Genomic DNA, 17,435 nt, shown 5'->3' on the forward strand with positions numbered 1-17,435 from the left:
CCCGAGTTTAGGCCGATTGACACGAACTCAACTACTATATCGCCTTTGAAAGGTTGATGTTCCTCGCATGTTGATGTTCGGCGCTTTGTAGCAGACGGACGGTATTTTTCGCATGAAAATGTGTGGGTACCGTATACTTAAGCAGTTACAACGACCCCTATGGAGGAACGTATGATTAAAGAGCTCTGCCACGACGAGGCTATTCTGTCCCAGCGTTGCGAGGTCGCGACCGTCGAGGACGAGTCGGTGGCACAGGACCTGATCGATACCATCAAGTCGCTCGACGATGCCGGCTGCCTTGCCGCCAACCAGATCGGCGTCACCAAGAAGGTCTGCGTCTATCTGGACGACGCCGGCGAGCCCCATGTGCTGTACAACCCCCGTCTGGTGTTTGGCCTGGGTGCCAGCAAGATGGAGGAGAGCTGCCTGACGCACGAGGAGGTCACCAAGTCCACGCGCTATATCAAGTGCAAGGTCGCTTATGACGTGATCGTCGACGGCAAGATGCGCGAGCGCAAGCAGGACTTTGTGGGCTTCGAGGCGCAGATGATTCAACACATGATTGACCACTGTCTAGGAAAGTTGGTCTAAGGGGACCAAAGCACCGCACTTCGTCTCTTTTGGTCCGGACGTGACATTGTTGTCATGTCCGGGCTTTTGTGTTTAGCGCCTTTTTGTTTGGTGACAATAACCTTAGCAGGAACGCAAAGCTAGGAGGCGCTATGTGTACGAGCATTCGATTTACCGATAATTCTGGTCACATGTATCTAGGCCGCAACCTAGACTGGAGCTTTGACTACGGCCAACAGGTTCGCGTGATGCCGCGCGGGTTCCACGTCCCGTATTCGTTTATCGACGATGCGTCGGCGGCGCACGCGGTAATCGGCATGTGCATCGATTACGAGAACTACCCTATGTTCTTCGACTGCGGCAACGATGCGGGCCTCGCCGTGGCGGGTCTCAATTTCCCGGGTTATGCCGAGTATGCCGAGGGCCCTGTCGACGGCAAGACCAATATCGCGGCCTATGAGTTTCCCCTGTGGGTGGCAGCGACGTTCTCGACGGTCGATGAGGTCGAGGCCGCGCTGCGCGACACGGTGATTGTCGCCAAATCTGCCGGAGAGGGGCTGGGCGTGTCACTGCTCCATTGGATTATCGGCGACAGCCAGCGCAGCATCGTGGTCGAGATGATGACTGACGGCCTGCATGTATACGACGATCCGGTCGACACCCTTGCCAATCAGCCGACCTTCCCGTGGCATATGGAAAACCTACGCACCTATATCACCGCCACAAGCGATTTTCCGCAGACGGCGACATGGCGTGGCGCCGAGCTCAAGCCCTATGGAGCCGGTGCCGGCATGCGCGGCATTCCGGGCGATTGCTATTCGCCGAGCCGTTTTGTAAAGGCGGCGTACCTCAATGCCAATTACCCGCAAAAGGAGAGCGAGACCGAAAACGTCGTTCGCATGTTCCGCTCGCTCGAGGGCGTGGTGATGATCGAGGGAGCGTCCAGGATGGGCGATGGCAAGTTCGAGAAGACTATCTACACCGGATGCTTTAGCGCGCGCACGGGCAATTATTACTACGCGATGTATGGGGATCCGTCGATTCGCTACGTGAGCCTGATGGATGCCGAGGGCGCGAGCCCCGATAGACTCGTGGTTCCCGAGCCGCGTCGTTCGTAGCCGATAGCTTTACCGCAATGCAAAGCGGCCCTGCATCTCCCGTGAGGTGCAGGGCCGCTGTCGTTGATTTGTGACGTCGCTAGAAGTTGGCGTCGTTGAGTTGTTCGTTCTCGAGGCCGTCGAGCTGTTGCTGTTCGGGCGTATCGGCGACGCTCTCGAGCAACTCGGTGGGATCGACGTTCATGTCCTTACCGGCTTCGTTGCCGTTGACCAAGTCGTCCGAGAAGATGTCGACTTCCATTTCCTCGGCCTCTTCGATCTGAACCTCGAGCGGCACCTGGGTGCGCACGAGCTTAACGGCCGGGCGCATGCGGGCAAACAGCGGCACGTACTCGATGATGATGGCCGAGTTCTCGAGACCGTACCAGCGTGCCGGGCTTCCGCAGGCGCGGCGGACGGCGTACTTGATGGCCATCACGCGGTGGTCATTGCGGTTGATGTCCGTTTCGGGGGCAAGCATCTTGCGCAGCATGCAAAAGCGGAAGTCACCTACGTTGCCGCGCGTCTCGTAGATGGAGTAGGTGTGATGTTGCGGCGGCAGCTCGCCCGATGCCATCAAGTCGCCGACGATCTGACGCAGATAGGCGTTGACGCGCTGGTTGACCTTAAAGCCCAGGTCCAGGCGAACGCGGAAGAGGAAGTCCGTGCCAAAGGTCTCGACGGAATACTCGTGCGTATAGGGTTCGTCGGTAACGTGCACGTTAATGAACCAATATGCCTTGGCGCGCTTGGGATGCTTATCTAGGATGGAATAGAGCACGTCGCGGTCGAGCGTGAGCGGGTCGGGGCTGTTGGTGAGAAATACCAGATTGTCAGCGAGCACGGGATAGGTCTCGTCGTTGCGCAGGCGGCCGAGCTGGTCAATGTACTTGGAGACGGGCAGCAGAATCGTCTGCGTGCGCTCGATGGCGGTGCCGCGACGCCACACATACATAAGGCCGAACAGCAGTGCGGCCAGGAAGATCATGACGTAGCCGCCGTCAAAGAACATGGTGAGGCACGAGGCGAAGAAGCACAGCTCAATGGCACCGAAGAGCAGGGCGAAGACGCAGGCGCCCAGCTTGTGCTTGAGAATGCCAGCGATATAGCTCGTCAAAAGCGTGGTGGTCATGAGCATGGTCACGGTAATGGCGAGGCCGTAGGCGCTTTCCATGCGCTCGGAGTTTTGGAACAGCAGCACGATGAAGATGCAGCCGACCCACATGATGTTGTTGACGAGCGGAATATAGAGTTGACCCTTGGTGTCGCTGGGGTAGTGGATGCGCAGGTGCGGCATAAGGTTGAGGCGCGTAGCCTCGGATACCAGCGAGAACGAGCCGGTTATGAGCGCTTGCGAGGCGATGATGGCCGCCACGGCCGAAAGCACAATGGCAAAGGGGCGCAGGGGCTCGGGAAGCATCATATAGAACGGGTTAACGATATCCATCGCGAGCATCTGGGGGTTGGAGCTGTTGGCGAGCAGCCAAGCGCCCTGACCCAGATAGTTAAGGATGAGGGCCGCCTTTACGAATGGCCAGGATGCGTAAATGTTAGCCTTGCCCACGTGGCCCATGTCCGAGTAGAGGGCCTCGGCGCCGGTCGTCGACAGAAAGACGAAGCCGAGCACCATGATGCCCGAGTGGTTGATGGGCGAGAACAGGAACATGATGCCGCGGATGGGGTTGAGCGCGCGTAGGATGGACAGGTTGCCGAGCATGTTGAACAGGCCGGCGCCTGCCAGGAACAGGAACCACAGCGTCATGAGCGGGCCGAACAGCTTGCCGATCGACGAGGTACCGGCGCGCTGCATGGCAAACAGGCCGCAGATAATGATGATGGTGATGATGATGACGTTGGTCTGGCCGTCGCCCAATAGCGCGTGGCCCCACTCGATGGTACGCAGGCCCTCGATGGCTGTGGTGACCGTGACCGCGGGAGTGAGGATGCCGTCGGCGAGCAGCGCCGCGCCGCCGATCATGGCAGGTAGGATCAGCCATGGTGCCACTTTTCGCACCAGGCTAAACAGGGCGAAGATGCCGCCTTCGTTGTGGTTGTCGGCCTTCATGGCGATTACCACGTACTTGACCGTGGTCACGAGTGTCATGGTCCAGATGACGAGCGAAAGCGCGCCCAAGATCATGTCCTCGCTGACGGTACCGATGCCGCCGTTGTTGGCGACAATTGATTTCATGGTATACATGGGGCTCGTGCCGATGTCGCCGTATACGACGCCGAGCGTTACGAGCAGCATGCCAGCGGAGAGGGGAATGGCTCCATGCCCGCCTTGACCACGCTGGTCTTGGGGGCTTGCCTCCAGTTTGTTGTGTGCCACGTGGACTCCCTTAGACATCCGGTTATCTGTTTAGGACAGACAATCTTTATGCCGTCTTTATACATACAAGAGCAGTTTGGCACATCAAGTTATTTTAGACAATAATCCCCAGCTGGGGATTATTTATATACGCAGGTGGCATTTCAAAGCAGGGGCTTTTAGGCACGTGCCGCTTGGGCGATGCCAGCCTTGGCGCTTGCGCGTTTGCCGGCGAGTTCGCAAAAAATCGCGCCGCCGATGATAAGCGCGCGCCCATCAGACGGACCGGTGTTATGGCTTCGCCCAAAAGGACGGCCGAGAACACGACGGCCGAAAGCGGTTCGAGGTAGCCGACAACTGCGATGGTCTGGACGGGCAGCTTGGCGACGGCGCTAAAGTAGAGCAGACAACCGAGTCCGGTGTTGACAATGCCGAGCATGGCAACGGCGCGCCAATCGATGCCGGCGGCAATGCTGGGGGAGAAAAACGAGGGGGCACCTTGCGTGAAGAGCGTAAGGATCAGCGCGGTCACAAAGGCAGCGCTTACCTGGAGCGCGGAGTTCTCGAGACCCTCGATGTGCGGCGCACCCTTGCTAGCGATGACCATCAATGCATAGCAGAAGGCCGAGGCGATTCCACAGACGATACCCGCAATGGGCATATTGCCGCCTAGACCTTGCGCTGCAATGAGAAAAGCACCGCAGGCGACGGCGATAAACCCGGCGATTTTGCCGCCGGTCAGTTTTTCGCCAAAGATGAGTGGGGAGAGCGCCATGACAATGATGGGGCCGCAGTAGTACAGCAGCGAGGATACGCCGACGCCGATCGTCTGGTAGGCGCGGAACAGAAAAATCCAGCTGGCGCCCAGCGCGGCTCCCGAGAGGAGGAGGGCTGCGGCTTCGCGGGGGCGAGATGGCGCCTGCAACTTATGGCGTTGGGTGATGGCGAGGACGGTGACAAGCGAGAGTGCGCCCAAAAACGTGCGCAGGAGCACGATATCGGAGCTCGGCAGCGCGATGGCAGCGGCGATGATGCCGTTGGAGCCAAACAATAGCAATGCTGCTAAGTACGTAAACAGTCCGTTGTTCATGCGCTGACATCCCCTCTATATCCGAACATGTTCACTATGGGTGAACTGGCTTTAGAAGAAAAGCGAATATAATGCATAGATAACATGACAAAAACTCATGCAAGGGTGGAGGCGCGTCGTGGAAACGAATATTCAAAAGATGCAGGCGCTGCTCGAGACCGTGCGCGCCGGCAGCTTTACGCGTGCTGCAGAGCGGCTGAGCTATTCGCAATCGGGCGTGAGCCGCATGGTGGGCGACCTTGAGGCAGACTGGGGTTTTAAGGTGCTTGATCGCAGCCGCGAGGGCGTGGTGCTTTCTGCCGACGGGCGGCAGGTCATGCCGGCGGTCGAGGCGTTATACGAAGAGTTTGGCCGTCTGCAGCGACGCGTGGACGAGATGCGAGGGCTCATGCGTGGCAAGATCTGTATCGGTACGTTTTCGAGTGTGGCGACCCATGTGTTGCCGCCGGTGATTGCGCGGTTTCGCGCCGATCACCCGGACGTTAATTATGAGTTGCTGATGGGCGATTACTCAGAGATTGAACAATGGGTGTCAGAGGGCCGCTGCGACCTGGGCTTTATTCCGCGCGAGCCACGCGGCGCCGGCATGGCGTCGCGGCCGTTGGTGCGCGACGAGTTAATGGCGGTAGTGCCAACGGGCTCTTTGCTTGCCGCGGCGGAGGTCGTCTCTCTTGCCGATTTGGCCAACGAGCAGTTTATTCTGCTGGAACGCGGTAGCGACGACGAGATTACGCCGCTGTTTCGTCGGGCGGGACTGACAGTGCGCTCCAGGCTGTCGACCTGGGATGACTATGCGATTATGGCCATGGTCGAGGACGGCCTGGGCGTGAGCATTCTTCCCGCGCTCATCTTGCGCCGCTGCCAGTTCGATGTTGCCGTGTGCCCGCTCGAGGGACGTCCTCATCGGCAGATCAACGCCATATACCGCACCGCTGACGTTTCGCTTGCGGCGGCTCGTTTCCTTGAATATCTCTAAAAGCGCGTACCTGTTGTCCACTTTGGACAATTCTCGGGGCTCGGTACATTTTCTTGTGAAATTGAACTTTCGGATAATGTGCCGCGCTATACTGCTGCCTAAATTGAACTCAGGTTCAATTCGTGTTCTATAAATTGAACTTTGCCAGCAAGGAGGTTCTAGTGGCCCAAGAGACGTTTAGCGATCGCCTGCGACAGACTATGTCCGATCGCGACGTTCGCCAGTCGGACGTAATCCGCGCATCGGAGATGCTCGGCAAAAAACTCGGCAAGAGTCAGATGAGCCAATATGTGAGCGGCAAGACGATTCCGCGGCGCGATGTGGCAGAGCTGCTCGCTCGCATTTTGGAGGTCGATGTTACCTGGCTGCTTGCCGGTGACGCCGATCAAGGCGAGGCATCATCGCCCCGTAACGTTTCCAAGCCCGAACCCCATCCCTCAGCTCAAATTCCAAGGAGCACCACCATGCGTACTTTTTCTAAATCCACCAAGCTCGAGAACGTTCTATATGACGTGCGTGGCCCCGTCGTCGACGAGGCCGCCCGCATGGAGGGCGAGGGCGAGCGCATCCTCAAGCTCAACATCGGTAATCCGGCACCCTTTGGTTTCCGCACGCCCGATGAGGTCATTAAGGACATGCGCCAGCAGCTGCCCGACTGCGAAGGCTATTCCAACTCGCGCGGCCTGTTCTCCGCGCGCAAGGCGATTATGCAGTACTCGCAGATCAAGGGCCTGCCCAACGTTCAGATGGAGCATATCTACACGGGCAACGGCGTGTCCGAGCTCATTCAGCTTTCGATGAACGCGCTGCTCGACAACGGCGACGAGATTCTGATCCCCAGCCCCGACTACCCGCTGTGGACGGCGTGCGCGACCCTTGCCGGCGGCCATCCCGTGCACTATCTGTGCGACGAGCAGGCCGATTGGTATCCCGACCTGCAGGATATGGAGTCTAAGATCACGAGCGCGACCAAGGCCCTCGTCATCATCAACCCCAACAATCCCACGGGCTCTGTCTATCCGCGCGAGGTGCTCGAGGGCATTGTCGAGATTGCGCGCAGGCACCAGCTCATGATTTTTGCCGACGAGATTTACGACCGCCTGTGCATGGACGGCTACGAGCACGTCTCCATTGCATCGCTCGCCCCCGACCTGCCCTGCATTACGTTTAGCGGCCTGTCCAAGTCGCATATGATTGCGGGCTATCGTATTGGCTGGATGGTGCTTTCGGGCAACCAGCGCTGCATGAGCGACTTTATCATGGGCGTCAACATGCTTTCCAACATGCGCCTGTGCTCCAACGTGCCGGCTCAGTCGATCGTTCAGACGGCACTCGGTGGCCATCAGTCGGTCAACGACTACATCCGTCCCGGCGGCCGTGTCTACGAGCAGCGAAACTTTGTGTATGAGGCACTCAACAAGATTGACGGCATCTCGGTGGTTAAGCCGCGTGCGGCGTTCTACATCTTCCCCAAGATGGATGTTAAAAAGTTCAACATCACCGATGACGAACAGTTCGCCCTTGACCTGCTGCACGAGAAGAAGATCCTGATTACGCGCGGCGGCGGCTTTAACTGGGCTGAGCCCGACCACTTCCGTATCGTGTACCTGCCGCGCATGGAAGTGCTCAAAGAGTCGCTCGAAGACCTCGCCGATTTCTTTGACCATTACCGCCAGGCGTAACGGCAAAGGTAGCCTGTAATGAAACGGTCGGCCCGCAACGGATGCGGGCCGACCGTTTTCTGTCTAAGCCCGTGCTGTTAGCGCTTGTCTCGTTGAGCGGGCGAGGTTCGCGTGTGAGCGGTAAGTTCTATTCCAAAATGGAATACAGTGGGCTTAAGCTGGAATTGATGTCCGGGTACCTGCTTTTCTAGAATGTTTTCAACAAGATGAAAGGCGGTTTCAACCAATGATTATCGATGCAAATTCCTACTGGTTCGACGAGCGCATCTTTCATGACGAGACGCTCTGCGAACAGTTTTTGGCCGAGGTACCCCGCGCCTATGACACCGAAGGCTATCTGACCATGAATTCCGCTGGCAAACGACAGATCGTGATCGAGATGCCCGCCGGTTCTCCGGGTCTTAACTACATTGAGGGCGACTACACCCTCGAGAAGCGCTTGGCCGATATGGATGAGGCGGGGGTCGACAAGGCGATCCTCAAGCTCCCCGGCTGTCACGAGTGGATGTCGCTCGAGATGTGCCGGCGTTTCAACGACGGTATGGCTGCTGACGCGAAGGCGTCAAGTGGCCGTCTGATTCCGCTTGTCGCTGTGCCGCCCTTTGGCACCAAAGCAAATTTGGAGGAGCTCGACCGCAGACTCGACGATGGTTTTGCGGGTGTGCAGCTCTGCGCTCACTACGGCAAGCGCTATCTCGACGACCAGGTCTTCTCGAGTTTTTTCGAGCACCTGAACGAACGCCATGTCACCGTTTACGTGCACCATGTTCCCGTGCCGGTCGAGAACGAGTCGCTTCTCGCGTACGACAACCTTCGCCGCTCTTATGGCCGCTGCGTCGACCAAACTACGGCGATCGGCCGAGAGATCTTTGGCGATTTCTTTGAGCGCTACCCCAATATCAAGATGGTCCACTCCATGCTCGGTGGCGCTTATTTTGCGTTTAAGGAGATGCTGCTGCCGCACGGTCCCAAGCGTCCAGATGCCTCGGGTCGCTTCCAGACCGATACCGAGACGGTCTCCAAGCGTCTTGAGAACAACGTTTATTTCGACATGTCCCATGCTCAGCCCTGGGGCGAGACGCTTCTTGCCTGTGCGGTTGAGGTCCTTGGTGCAGACCATATTGTCTTTGGTACGAGTTATCCCGTTAAACGCGAGTGGCTAACAGAGGGTGTCGCCTGCGTCCGCGCCACAGATTTAAGTGATACGGACAAGGACCTTATGCTTGGCGGCACGGCACAGCGCTTGTACGGCATCGAGTGAGCGACAGATAAAGGAGGGCGTTCGTCATGGATAAGGGAGAGATGAAGGCCGGAGCCGCCCGGGTGGCCATTAACTTAGAGGACGTATTGCCGTTCGACGGTTTCGACGCACTCCGTCATGAAATCTTTGCCCGTGCCTTCGTGGTCGAAGGGATGGGGCGGCGCGCTTGCATCCTTTCACTTGAGGTTACCTCGATCGCTCCGGCCCTACTCGTCGATCTGCGTGAGGTTGTCAAGGATGTCTCCAATTGCGACGGCGCCTTTTCTTGGGTGGTCCCGACCCACACGTTTTCTGCGCCTCACGTGCGCACCCCTGGGCATCTGGCCGACACCGATGCCCGCGATCGAAATGAGCGCTATCGTGCCGCGCTCATCGCCGCGACACGCGCGGCCGTTGAGCAGGCGGTTGCGGGCATTCGCTCTGTCACGCTCGCCTCGGCGGAGGGCTACTGTCCTGTGAACGTTAACCGCGACATTGAGACGCCGGCCGGCTGGTGGCTGGGAGTAGACCCCAAGGGGTTTGCCGACCACGCGATGCCCATACTTGTCGCGAGGGATGCCGAGGGCGGGCTCGTTGCCATGCTTGCGACGGCTGATGTCCAGTCTTCCGTGCTCGACGGATCGCACGATTCTCAGGGGAAGCGCTTGGTGAGCGGGGACCTCTTTGGCTTTGCCGCCATGGCTCTCGAGCGCGAATTGGGCGGAGTCGTGTTGCTGCTACCCGGTGCCGCGGGGGATCAGAGTCCGGCGGAGCGCGCCGTAACCGTTGCGTTCGATTCGACCGGGGCGAAGCAAACGTTAGATGCTCACGAGAGTGGATATCGCATGCTGCATCGACAGGGTCGCGCTATGAGCGATGCGTTGATTGAGGCCGTCCGTGCGGCGCGTGAGGACGATGCCATCGGCGTCGATGCTCGCACGGTCGACGTCCTTTTGCCCGCCCAGACGCGCGCCGACTTCTGCTCATTGGCCCCGCATCGAACTTATGGGTTTCATGCGGCAGGCGAACAGCGTACGAGGGTCTATTTACTTCGGCTGGGAAATGTCGAGTTCGTTGGTATCCAGCCCGAGGTTTCGAGCTCGTTTGGCGCCGCCGTGCGCGCCGCCCGATTCTGCCCCGTGCTCTTTGCCACGCTTGTCAACGGAGGGCAAAAGTATCTGCCGGCCCCCGATGCGTACGAGAAAATCACCTATGAGGCCATGAACTCCGGCTTCGCCGCCGGTTCCCATGAGCGCCTCCTTCAAACCATCCTTGCCGCTTTAAACGCGGCATGACAAAAAGGAGAACTTGCATGAATATCGGACATGCACGCCGCAAGATTACCCCGCAAGGCGACATCTATCTAATCGGATACCGCAACCTCCCCAACCGTCTGGAGCCTGCGACAGGCGTCCATGACGACGTCTTCGCCAACGCGATTCTTTTCCAACAGGACGACCGCGAAGTTTTTCTCTTCAACGCCGATGTTCTCGAGTTTGAGGAGGGCATGGCCGAGGAGGTTAAGACGATGCTCGCCGAGCGCTACGGAATCGACCGTGACTGCGTTCTGCTCTCCGCGACGCACGACCACACTTCGATCGTCGCCTACCATCGCAGCTGGTGGACGGGAAAATTCAACGAGGACTACTATCGCTGGTTCCTCGATACCATCTGTCAATGCTTCGAAGAGTGCCGCGCCAACGCGCGACCTGCGACCTGCCGCATGGGCAAAAAAGTCATCACCGGTTTCTACGACAACCGCATCATCCCAGGTGAACTCGCCGACAATGAGGTCATTGTCGTATCGTTCTTCGATACCGAAGGCAAGCCATTTGCGGGCTTTGTGAACTGGGCGGTGCATTCTGCCTGTGTCGGACCCGACTGCACGGAGCTCACGAGCGAACTCGCCGGTCTTACCGGCAAAAAGCTCGCTCAGAGTCTTGGTTACTATCCGGCCATGGTCGTCGGTGCTGCTGGCGACTGTAGCGACCGCAATTTTCGCCAGGGACGCGGCATTCCCGAGGTCGAGCGCGTTTCGACCGGTCTTGCCGAGGCGATTTCCCAGATCAAGCTCGATCGCGAGGTCGTTCTTGACCGCATCGAGCCTCAGACGTTCTATCACACCGTTGCCCATGACGACTTTTCGCTCACGCTTAAGTGTGCCGTCATCAGTCTGGGCGGCCTGCATCTCTTTGTGTTCCCGAGTGAGCTCGGCAGCGACTTGGGTATTCGCATGAAGCGCGAATGCCCGGTCGAGGGAATAGTTTGCGGTTACACCAACGGCTATTTCGAGTATTTCCTTCCGGCACGCGAGTACGGCCTCTCCTTTGAGACCGAGCGTACTCAGATTCCCCAGGGCGAACCGGAACGTCTGTGTGACAAGTTCTGCCAGACGACGAGACTTCTCGGCGCAGCAGATTCGCGTCTGTAGACCTGATTGCGTGACATGGGCCAATGAGGCTCGCTGCCATGTGATCGGCATCTTCCATCTTCTCTGCCGTTTCCCATCCCGGGCGTACGTGCGTCCGCGGATTTCAAAGGGGGAAGCGGGTTCCTTGCCCTCCCACGTCGACTACGGAGGCATGAAATCGATGCTATACCCCGCTCAGAAAAAGGAGAATTCCATGAAATACCAGAAGCTTTGCGATGAAATCATCACAAAGGTCGGTGGTCGAGACAATGTGTTAGACGTGAGCCACTGCATTACGCGTCTCCGCTTCCACCTCAAGGATGAATCGCTCGCCCAGACTAATGAGCTTAAGGCGACGAAGGGCGTCGTTGACGTCATCCAGGCCGGCGGACAGTATCAGGTCGTGATTGGTGCCACTGTCGAGGCCGTCTACAACGACCTTGTTCAGATTGGCGGGTTCGACTCCAAACCCGCACTCGATATCGATGAAGGCGACGACGTCAAAAAGGGCGATCCATTCTCGCGTCTGCTGGCCATCATCTCCGAGATTCTGCAACCGGTTCTTGGCGTGCTTATGGCCGGTGGCTTTATCAAGTCGATGCTCGCGCTCTGCACGGTTGCCGGTTGGCTTGCCAAGGACAGCAATACGTATGTGACGCTCTCGGCAATCGGAGATTCGGTCTTCTATTACTTTCCGCTAATCATTGGCTGGACGTCGGCCAAGAAGTTCGGACTTAAGCCCGTTATGGGAATGGCGCTCGGTGGTATCCTCGTCTACCCGACGCTCGTTGCCCTTATGGGCGGAGATCCGCTCTACACGCTCGGCGCCGGCACGGTCTTCGAGTCCAATGTCTACGGTGATATTTTTGGCATCCCGCTGATCATGCAGAATTACTCATCGACGATTCTGCCTGCGATCTTTATCGTCTGGATTGCCTCCAAGGTGCACAAGGCCCTTTCTAACGCGCTGCCCGCGCTTGTGAGCTCGTTCTTCTCCAACATCCTGACGCTCCTCATTTGCGGCATCCTTGGCCTGCTTGTGGTCGGTCCGGTCATGACGGTCCTCTCCAACATCGTTGCCCAGATCATCTTGATGCTCATCAACTTCCAGCCCGCCATCGCCGGCTTCGTCATCGGCACGTTCTGGAGCCTGCTCGTCATGTTCGGCCTGCACTGGGGTATCATCCCGCTGTGGTTCCTCGATGTCGCAACCTACGGCTATGACCTCATTAATCCGCTCGTGTATGCAGGCGGTTGTGCCATCGCCGGTGCTGTGCTTGGCATGATCATCCGAACCAAGGATTCCGAGGAAAATGCTGCCGTCAACATTCCCGCCCTTGTCTCTTCGATTTTCGGTGTCAACGAGCCTGCGCTTTACGCCATCTTGCTGCCGCGTAAGCGCCTTATGTGGGCAACCTTTATTTCCGCTGGTGTAGGCGGCGCCATCGCCGGCCTCATGGGTGCCAAACTCTATGCCTTCGGTGCCTCCGGCCCGCTCGGTTTTCCGAGCTTTATTAACCCTGCCGGCATCGACATGGGCTTTATCGGCCTTGTCATCTCCGGTGTGGTCGCTTTCGTTCTGGCTCTTGTCGCCGCTATGGTGATCGGTACCAGGAAGGACGAGGGCGGTAAGGCGCTCAACATCTCGGTGGACTAGTCTGTCTGCGCACTTTAACTAAATATGCCTCGGACGGCGACGTGCCGCCCGAGGCATATTTGTGTTTTGTGCCGTTGTCAGCGTGTTTGCGGACACAAGTCTGCGGTTGTGGAGCAGCGGGGATTATGACGGTCGTGCCGCGGTGGAAGACGTACGGTCGCCCTGCAGGAGCTGACGGTAGGGGAGGAAGCCGATGAACGAGACGACCGCCTGCGAGTGCGCAGCGTTTCGCTTGAGGTAGAGCCTGACCTCGGAGGTCGTCGCGGGCTCGAGCGGCACCAGGGCTACCTTTCCGCTGGCGAGCGATTCCGCCGGCTTGCGCATGAGGAATGAGACGCCGGCGCCGCGCGCGACAAGGGAGATGATGTTCTCGGCTCGTTTGCCGGTAAACGTAACACGTGGGCCAAATCCAGCTTCGCGACAAAGGGAAAGGACGAGCTCGCTTACGAACGAGCCTTGGGGAAGCATGAGGAAATTCTCGTCGATAAGGTCGTCTATCTCGACGGTGTCACGTTCGGCGAGCGGATGGTCGAGTGGAAGGACGGCCACGAGCCGGTCGGTCGTAAAGGGAATCTTTTTGAACTCCGGCTCGATGGCGCCGCCGTCACGGATGAAGGCCAGGTCAATGTCCCCGTGCAGGAGCATGCGCCTGAGTGTGTCGCCCTCGCCCTCGATGAGCTCAACGGAATATGAGGGGTTCGCCTGCTGAAAATCGATGACGGCGTCCGTGATCCCATAAGGGGCCATAATGGGGATAGAACCTACGGTGAGGTGCTCGAGCGGCTCACCTGCGCCTATTTGAATGGCGGCAAGATAGCGGTGCTGAAGCGTCGCAATTTTTTGCGCATAGGGGAGGAGCGCTTCACCTTGCGCGGTGAGTGTTACGTGGCGCTGGCTTCGATCGATGAGCTTGCAGCCGAGTTCGTGCTCCATTGCCATGATGTGCTTGGAGAGGGTTGATTGCGACATGAAAAGCAGTTCCGCCGCATCAAGAAACGTGCGTGACTGCGCTAAGATGGCGAATTCGCCAAAGCGGCTGATATCCATAGGGAGGCCTCCGGTACCCTCATTTTGGCAGGTGGCCTAAACCACGACGCCATTGCAGTGGTCGATTTCGTGTTGGATGATCTCGGCGGTGTAGCCCGAGAAGTTTTTGATGCGGTGGACGAAGTTCTCGTCCAAATACTCAACCTTAATGCGGCGATAGCGGGTACAGGGGCGCTCGCCGATCAGCGAGAGGCATCCTTCGCTCGTCTGATAGGCATTGACCTGCTCAAGAATTTGAGGGTTGTACATCAGGAGTGTCCTGTTGCCGTCCTTTACGCAGATGATGCGCTTGCGCACACCGATCATGTTGGCGGCGAGCCCCACGCACTCGTGCTCATGCTCGTGGAGTGTATCTAGGAGATCCTGCCCGGTCACGGCATCGTCGGGTCCCGCGTCTTCGGAAGGCAGGCGCAAAAAGAACTCGGATTTCATGATGGGCTTAATCATGGCGGGCTCCTCATGTCTTATGCTTTCGTGGACTTTTAATAATAGCGCGGAAGGAAAGCTGCGCGTCCGCGTTACAATCTATCAACGTTGGACCATGTTGCCAGATTCGTCGTGTACGGCGTCTGGCGTAAGTCTAGGGCTCATTTTTCGCCCTGGACTGTTCCTCTGGGGCGATGCGACTGTCGTTCCAAGAGGAAGGAAATGCATGGGGAGCAAATCTCAGCAACAAGTTCAAGCAACGCCATCGGCCACTGCGGCGATTCTCGTCGTAATGTATATTGCAGCCTTTGTTGCCGCGTTTAACGAGAACATCATTAACGTGGCGTTGCACGATATTATGGCAGCCTTTTCGGTGAGTGCCACCACGGCGCAGTGGCTCGTCTCGGGCTACATGATTGTGACGTCGATCTTTACGGCCATCATGGCCTTCCTGTCAGGCCGTTTCTCGACGCGCAAGCTGTTGTTTTTCGCATGCGGATGCATGGTCGCCGGTGAAGTCCTGTGCCTGGTCGCTCCGTCGTTTAGCGTTTTGCTGCCAAGTCGTATTTTGCAGGCTGCGGGATCGGGCATCTTGTTCCCGCTCATGATGAACGTGGTGCTGTCTTGCGCGCCGCGCGAGAAACTCGGTCTGTATCTGAGCCTGGGCGGTGCCTGCATTACGCTGGGGCCGGCGTTTGGACCCGTGATCAGCGGCCTTATGTGCACGTTATTTGGCTGGAGGGCGGTGTTCGTAGTGCCGCTGGTGGGCGGCATTGTGGTCGCTGCGGCGGGCGTTAAGCTTGTTCAGAATGTCGGAGAGCGCTCGAACACCACGCTTGATATTCTGTCGGTTGTTTTGCTCGCCGCCGGCATTACGGCATTTGTATATTCCGTAGGCGAGTTCTCGACCAATCTGATTGCCGGCATTGTGGCGCTTTTCGCCGCCATTGTGCTGCTCGGCCTGTTTGCGGCCCGTCAGCTCAAACTCGAGCATCCGGTGCTTAACGTGCGTCCCATGGCGAGCGTTCGTTTTTGGCCTGCGTGCCTGCTTGTGGTGGTGTCGATGATGACAACGTTCTCGATGAGTGTTTTGTTGCCGCTCTATTTTGAGGGCACATACGGCATGACCGCACTTGTTGCGGGCCTGCTCATTTTGCCGGCAATTGCCTGCAACGCCGTGACCTCGATTGTGGGCGGACGCGTGATGGACGCCCGTGGCGCATGGCCGCTGCTGCCGGTCGGCTTTGCCCTGATTGCCGTGGGGCAGACTGCAATCTCGATGACGGCGGCAAGCATGAACATCGGCGTTGTCGTGGCACTGACCGTTGTAGTGTATGCCGGAGTCGGTTTGGTGCTGAGCCCCTCGCAGACGGCCGGCTTGGAGACGCTGCCTGCCGCTGAACATCCTCACGGAACGGCATTGCTCAACACGTGGAACATGATTGCCGCATCGTTTGGCCCGTCGCTGTTTATCGGCCTGCTCTCGAGTTCTGCGGCGACTGCCGGCGCCGCTGGCATTGCGACCGACGTTACCCAAGCGATTGGATTTGCAGCTGCCGTGCGCGTGGCGGCTGTAATTGCCGTGGTCGGGTTCGTGACATCGCTGGTGTACGCTCGTCGCGAGTCACACATGTCGCATTAATGTGTGCACATAGATTCTGCAGCTAGATTGGATGGCGACACCATAAACTAATGGACGTTTTGCCGAGAGGCATGAATGTTTAAAGCGCAAAGAGTGCGCGACGGGCCCCGCGAATGGGGCGATGATGCCCGAGAGGGCCAAGAAGGAGTCTCATGTCCGAGAACGAAGAGATCATGAACGAGACCGAGAACGAGACCATGGCTGCCGAGGTTGAGGCAGTCGAGACCGTGGAGACCGAAGCTTCCGAGGTTGAGGCTGCTGACGAGGTTTCCGCCGAGGAGGAGGCCGAGGTTGTCGAGGCCGCCGTTGATTACGATGACGAAGAGCTGATGGACAAGATGCAGAAGGCCGCCCGCCTGCTGCGTAGCCGTCGCTTTGCTATTTCTAAGGAGGAGGAGGCCAAGGCCGAGCGCATGGCGAACATCGAGCGCGCCATCAAGCTTCTTGACCTCAAGCCCAAGATGGAGCAGAAGGAAATGTCCGACCTGCTGGGCATGCGCCTCCGTGAGCTCGATGGCCTGATGGCCGAGGCCGAGGCTGCCGATCTGGTCGGCCGCATCGACGACGCCGAGGGCGATATGCGCAAGATCGTCGTCTTCGCTGCCGAGGATGCCGCTGAGGGCCTGGTCGAGCTTGCCAACAAGAAGGAGAAGCTCCTGCCCGAGCTTTCTTACGAGGAGGCCACCGAGCTGATGGCCGCTCTCGATAAGGTTATCGCTCCGCTCGTCGCCATGGGCCTGGACGAGGATCGCGGTCCTCGCGGCGGCCGTGACGACCGTGGTGGCCGTGGCGGCGACCGTGGCGGCCGCGGCGGCTTTGGCGATCGTGGTGGCCGTGGTGGCGACCGCGGCGGTCGCGGTGGCGATCGCGGCGGCCGTGGCGGCTTTGGTGACCGTGGCGGCGACCGTGGCGGTCGCGGCGGCTTTGGCGGCAACCGTGGTGGCTATGGCGATCGCGGTGGCAACCGTGGCGGCTTTGGCGGCAACCGTGGTAACGACCGCGGCGGTCGCGGCGGCGACCGTGGCGGCCGCAACGGCGGCGGCTTCCGCGGCAACCGCTTCTAGTTGGGTTACGCGGTTTTACCAAACCGCGTAACTAGTTGACGCTGCAAACCCGCCAGAGCGGCAATCTGCCTTTCAGCTTCGATGGCATGACCAGAAGGTCAATGCCGCCTCGCTTCAAGGCACCTTGCTCGCTCTGGCGGGCTTTCGCTCATATGACCCAATCCGCTGTCAAGAGCCACAATGGCCCCGCCGACCGCTTGCAATCGGTCGGCGGGGCCTGCCG

The 17,435-nt window shown here is 58.5% G+C and carries 14 protein-coding genes; 10 read left to right on the forward strand and 4 right to left on the reverse strand.

The genetic code is table 11. The features are described from left to right. Window positions 1-171 precede the first annotated feature (171 nt). Together I2E45_RS01250 and bsh are read left to right on the forward strand one after the other, a co-directional pair. Window positions 172-591, forward strand: a complete 420-nt coding sequence (locus I2E45_RS01250; protein WP_117746174.1) for a peptide deformylase — start codon at window positions 172-174, stop codon at window positions 589-591. Between the two features lie 131 nt (window positions 592-722). Further along, window positions 723-1,688 carry a choloylglycine hydrolase gene (gene bsh / locus I2E45_RS01255; RefSeq protein WP_195443828.1) on the forward strand — a complete coding sequence of 322 codons (966 nt, stop codon included), beginning with the start codon at window positions 723-725 and terminating at the stop codon, window positions 1,686-1,688. A gap of 79 nt (window positions 1,689-1,767) precedes the next feature. Here bsh and I2E45_RS01260 read toward each other — a convergent pair whose 3' ends face one another. Both I2E45_RS01260 and I2E45_RS01265 read right to left on the reverse strand, forming a co-directional pair. Continuing rightward, complete coding sequence (locus I2E45_RS01260; RefSeq protein ID WP_195443829.1) at window positions 1,768-4,017, reverse strand: KUP/HAK/KT family potassium transporter; 2,250 nt, start codon at window positions 4,015-4,017, stop codon at window positions 1,768-1,770. A 76-nt stretch (window positions 4,018-4,093) separates the two neighbouring features. Continuing rightward, window positions 4,094-5,068, reverse strand: coding sequence for a DMT family transporter (locus tag I2E45_RS01265; protein WP_229058758.1), 975 nt, complete (start codon window positions 5,066-5,068; stop codon window positions 4,094-4,096). Between the two features lie 118 nt (window positions 5,069-5,186). Here I2E45_RS01265 and I2E45_RS01270 point away from each other — a divergent pair, with 118 nt between their 5' ends. From I2E45_RS01270 to I2E45_RS01295, 6 genes are all read left to right on the forward strand, one after another. Beyond that, complete coding sequence (locus I2E45_RS01270) at window positions 5,187-6,044, forward strand: LysR family transcriptional regulator (protein WP_271741837.1); 858 nt, start codon at window positions 5,187-5,189, stop codon at window positions 6,042-6,044. Window positions 6,045-6,244: 200 nt separating this feature from the next. After that, on the forward strand, window positions 6,245-7,726 hold the full coding sequence (locus I2E45_RS01275) for an aminotransferase class I/II-fold pyridoxal phosphate-dependent enzyme (RefSeq protein ID WP_271741957.1): 1,482 nt from the start codon (window positions 6,245-6,247) through the stop codon (window positions 7,724-7,726). Between the two features lie 226 nt (window positions 7,727-7,952). Continuing rightward, window positions 7,953-8,987, forward strand: coding sequence for an amidohydrolase family protein (locus I2E45_RS01280; RefSeq protein WP_195443833.1), 1,035 nt, complete (start codon window positions 7,953-7,955; stop codon window positions 8,985-8,987). A 26-nt stretch (window positions 8,988-9,013) separates the two neighbouring features. Next, window positions 9,014-10,261, forward strand: coding sequence for a hypothetical protein (locus tag I2E45_RS01285; RefSeq protein WP_195443835.1), 1,248 nt, complete (start codon window positions 9,014-9,016; stop codon window positions 10,259-10,261). Window positions 10,262-10,278: 17 nt separating this feature from the next. Further along, a complete protein-coding gene (locus I2E45_RS01290) occupies window positions 10,279-11,397 on the forward strand; it encodes a neutral/alkaline non-lysosomal ceramidase N-terminal domain-containing protein (protein WP_195443837.1) in 1,119 nt (372 codons plus the stop codon). Between the two features lie 193 nt (window positions 11,398-11,590). Further along, complete coding sequence (locus tag I2E45_RS01295) at window positions 11,591-13,033, forward strand: PTS transporter subunit EIIC (RefSeq protein WP_195443839.1); 1,443 nt, start codon at window positions 11,591-11,593, stop codon at window positions 13,031-13,033. Window positions 13,034-13,156: 123 nt separating this feature from the next. Here I2E45_RS01295 and I2E45_RS01300 read toward each other — a convergent pair whose 3' ends face one another. Together I2E45_RS01300 and I2E45_RS01305 are read right to left on the reverse strand one after the other, a co-directional pair. After that, entirely contained in the window at window positions 13,157-14,080 is a 924-nt protein-coding gene (locus I2E45_RS01300; RefSeq protein ID WP_195443841.1) for a LysR family transcriptional regulator, read from the reverse strand. A 36-nt stretch (window positions 14,081-14,116) separates the two neighbouring features. After that, window positions 14,117-14,527 carry a peptide deformylase gene (locus tag I2E45_RS01305; RefSeq protein ID WP_195443843.1) on the reverse strand — a complete coding sequence of 137 codons (411 nt, stop codon included), beginning with the start codon at window positions 14,525-14,527 and terminating at the stop codon, window positions 14,117-14,119. Between the two features lie 205 nt (window positions 14,528-14,732). Here I2E45_RS01305 and I2E45_RS01310 point away from each other — a divergent pair, with 205 nt between their 5' ends. Both I2E45_RS01310 and I2E45_RS01315 read left to right on the forward strand, forming a co-directional pair. Beyond that, complete coding sequence (locus I2E45_RS01310) at window positions 14,733-16,148, forward strand: MFS transporter (RefSeq protein ID WP_195443846.1); 1,416 nt, start codon at window positions 14,733-14,735, stop codon at window positions 16,146-16,148. 152 nt (window positions 16,149-16,300) lie between these two features. Next, the gene (locus tag I2E45_RS01315) at window positions 16,301-17,212 is read left to right on the forward strand and encodes a hypothetical protein (protein ID WP_195443849.1); all 912 of its coding nucleotides are present in this window, start codon (window positions 16,301-16,303) and stop codon (window positions 17,210-17,212) included. Window positions 17,213-17,435 lie beyond the last annotated feature (223 nt).

Source organism: Collinsella aerofaciens (assembly GCF_015555045.1).
GTDB classification, from domain to species: domain Bacteria; phylum Actinomycetota; class Coriobacteriia; order Coriobacteriales; family Coriobacteriaceae; genus Collinsella; species Collinsella aerofaciens_W.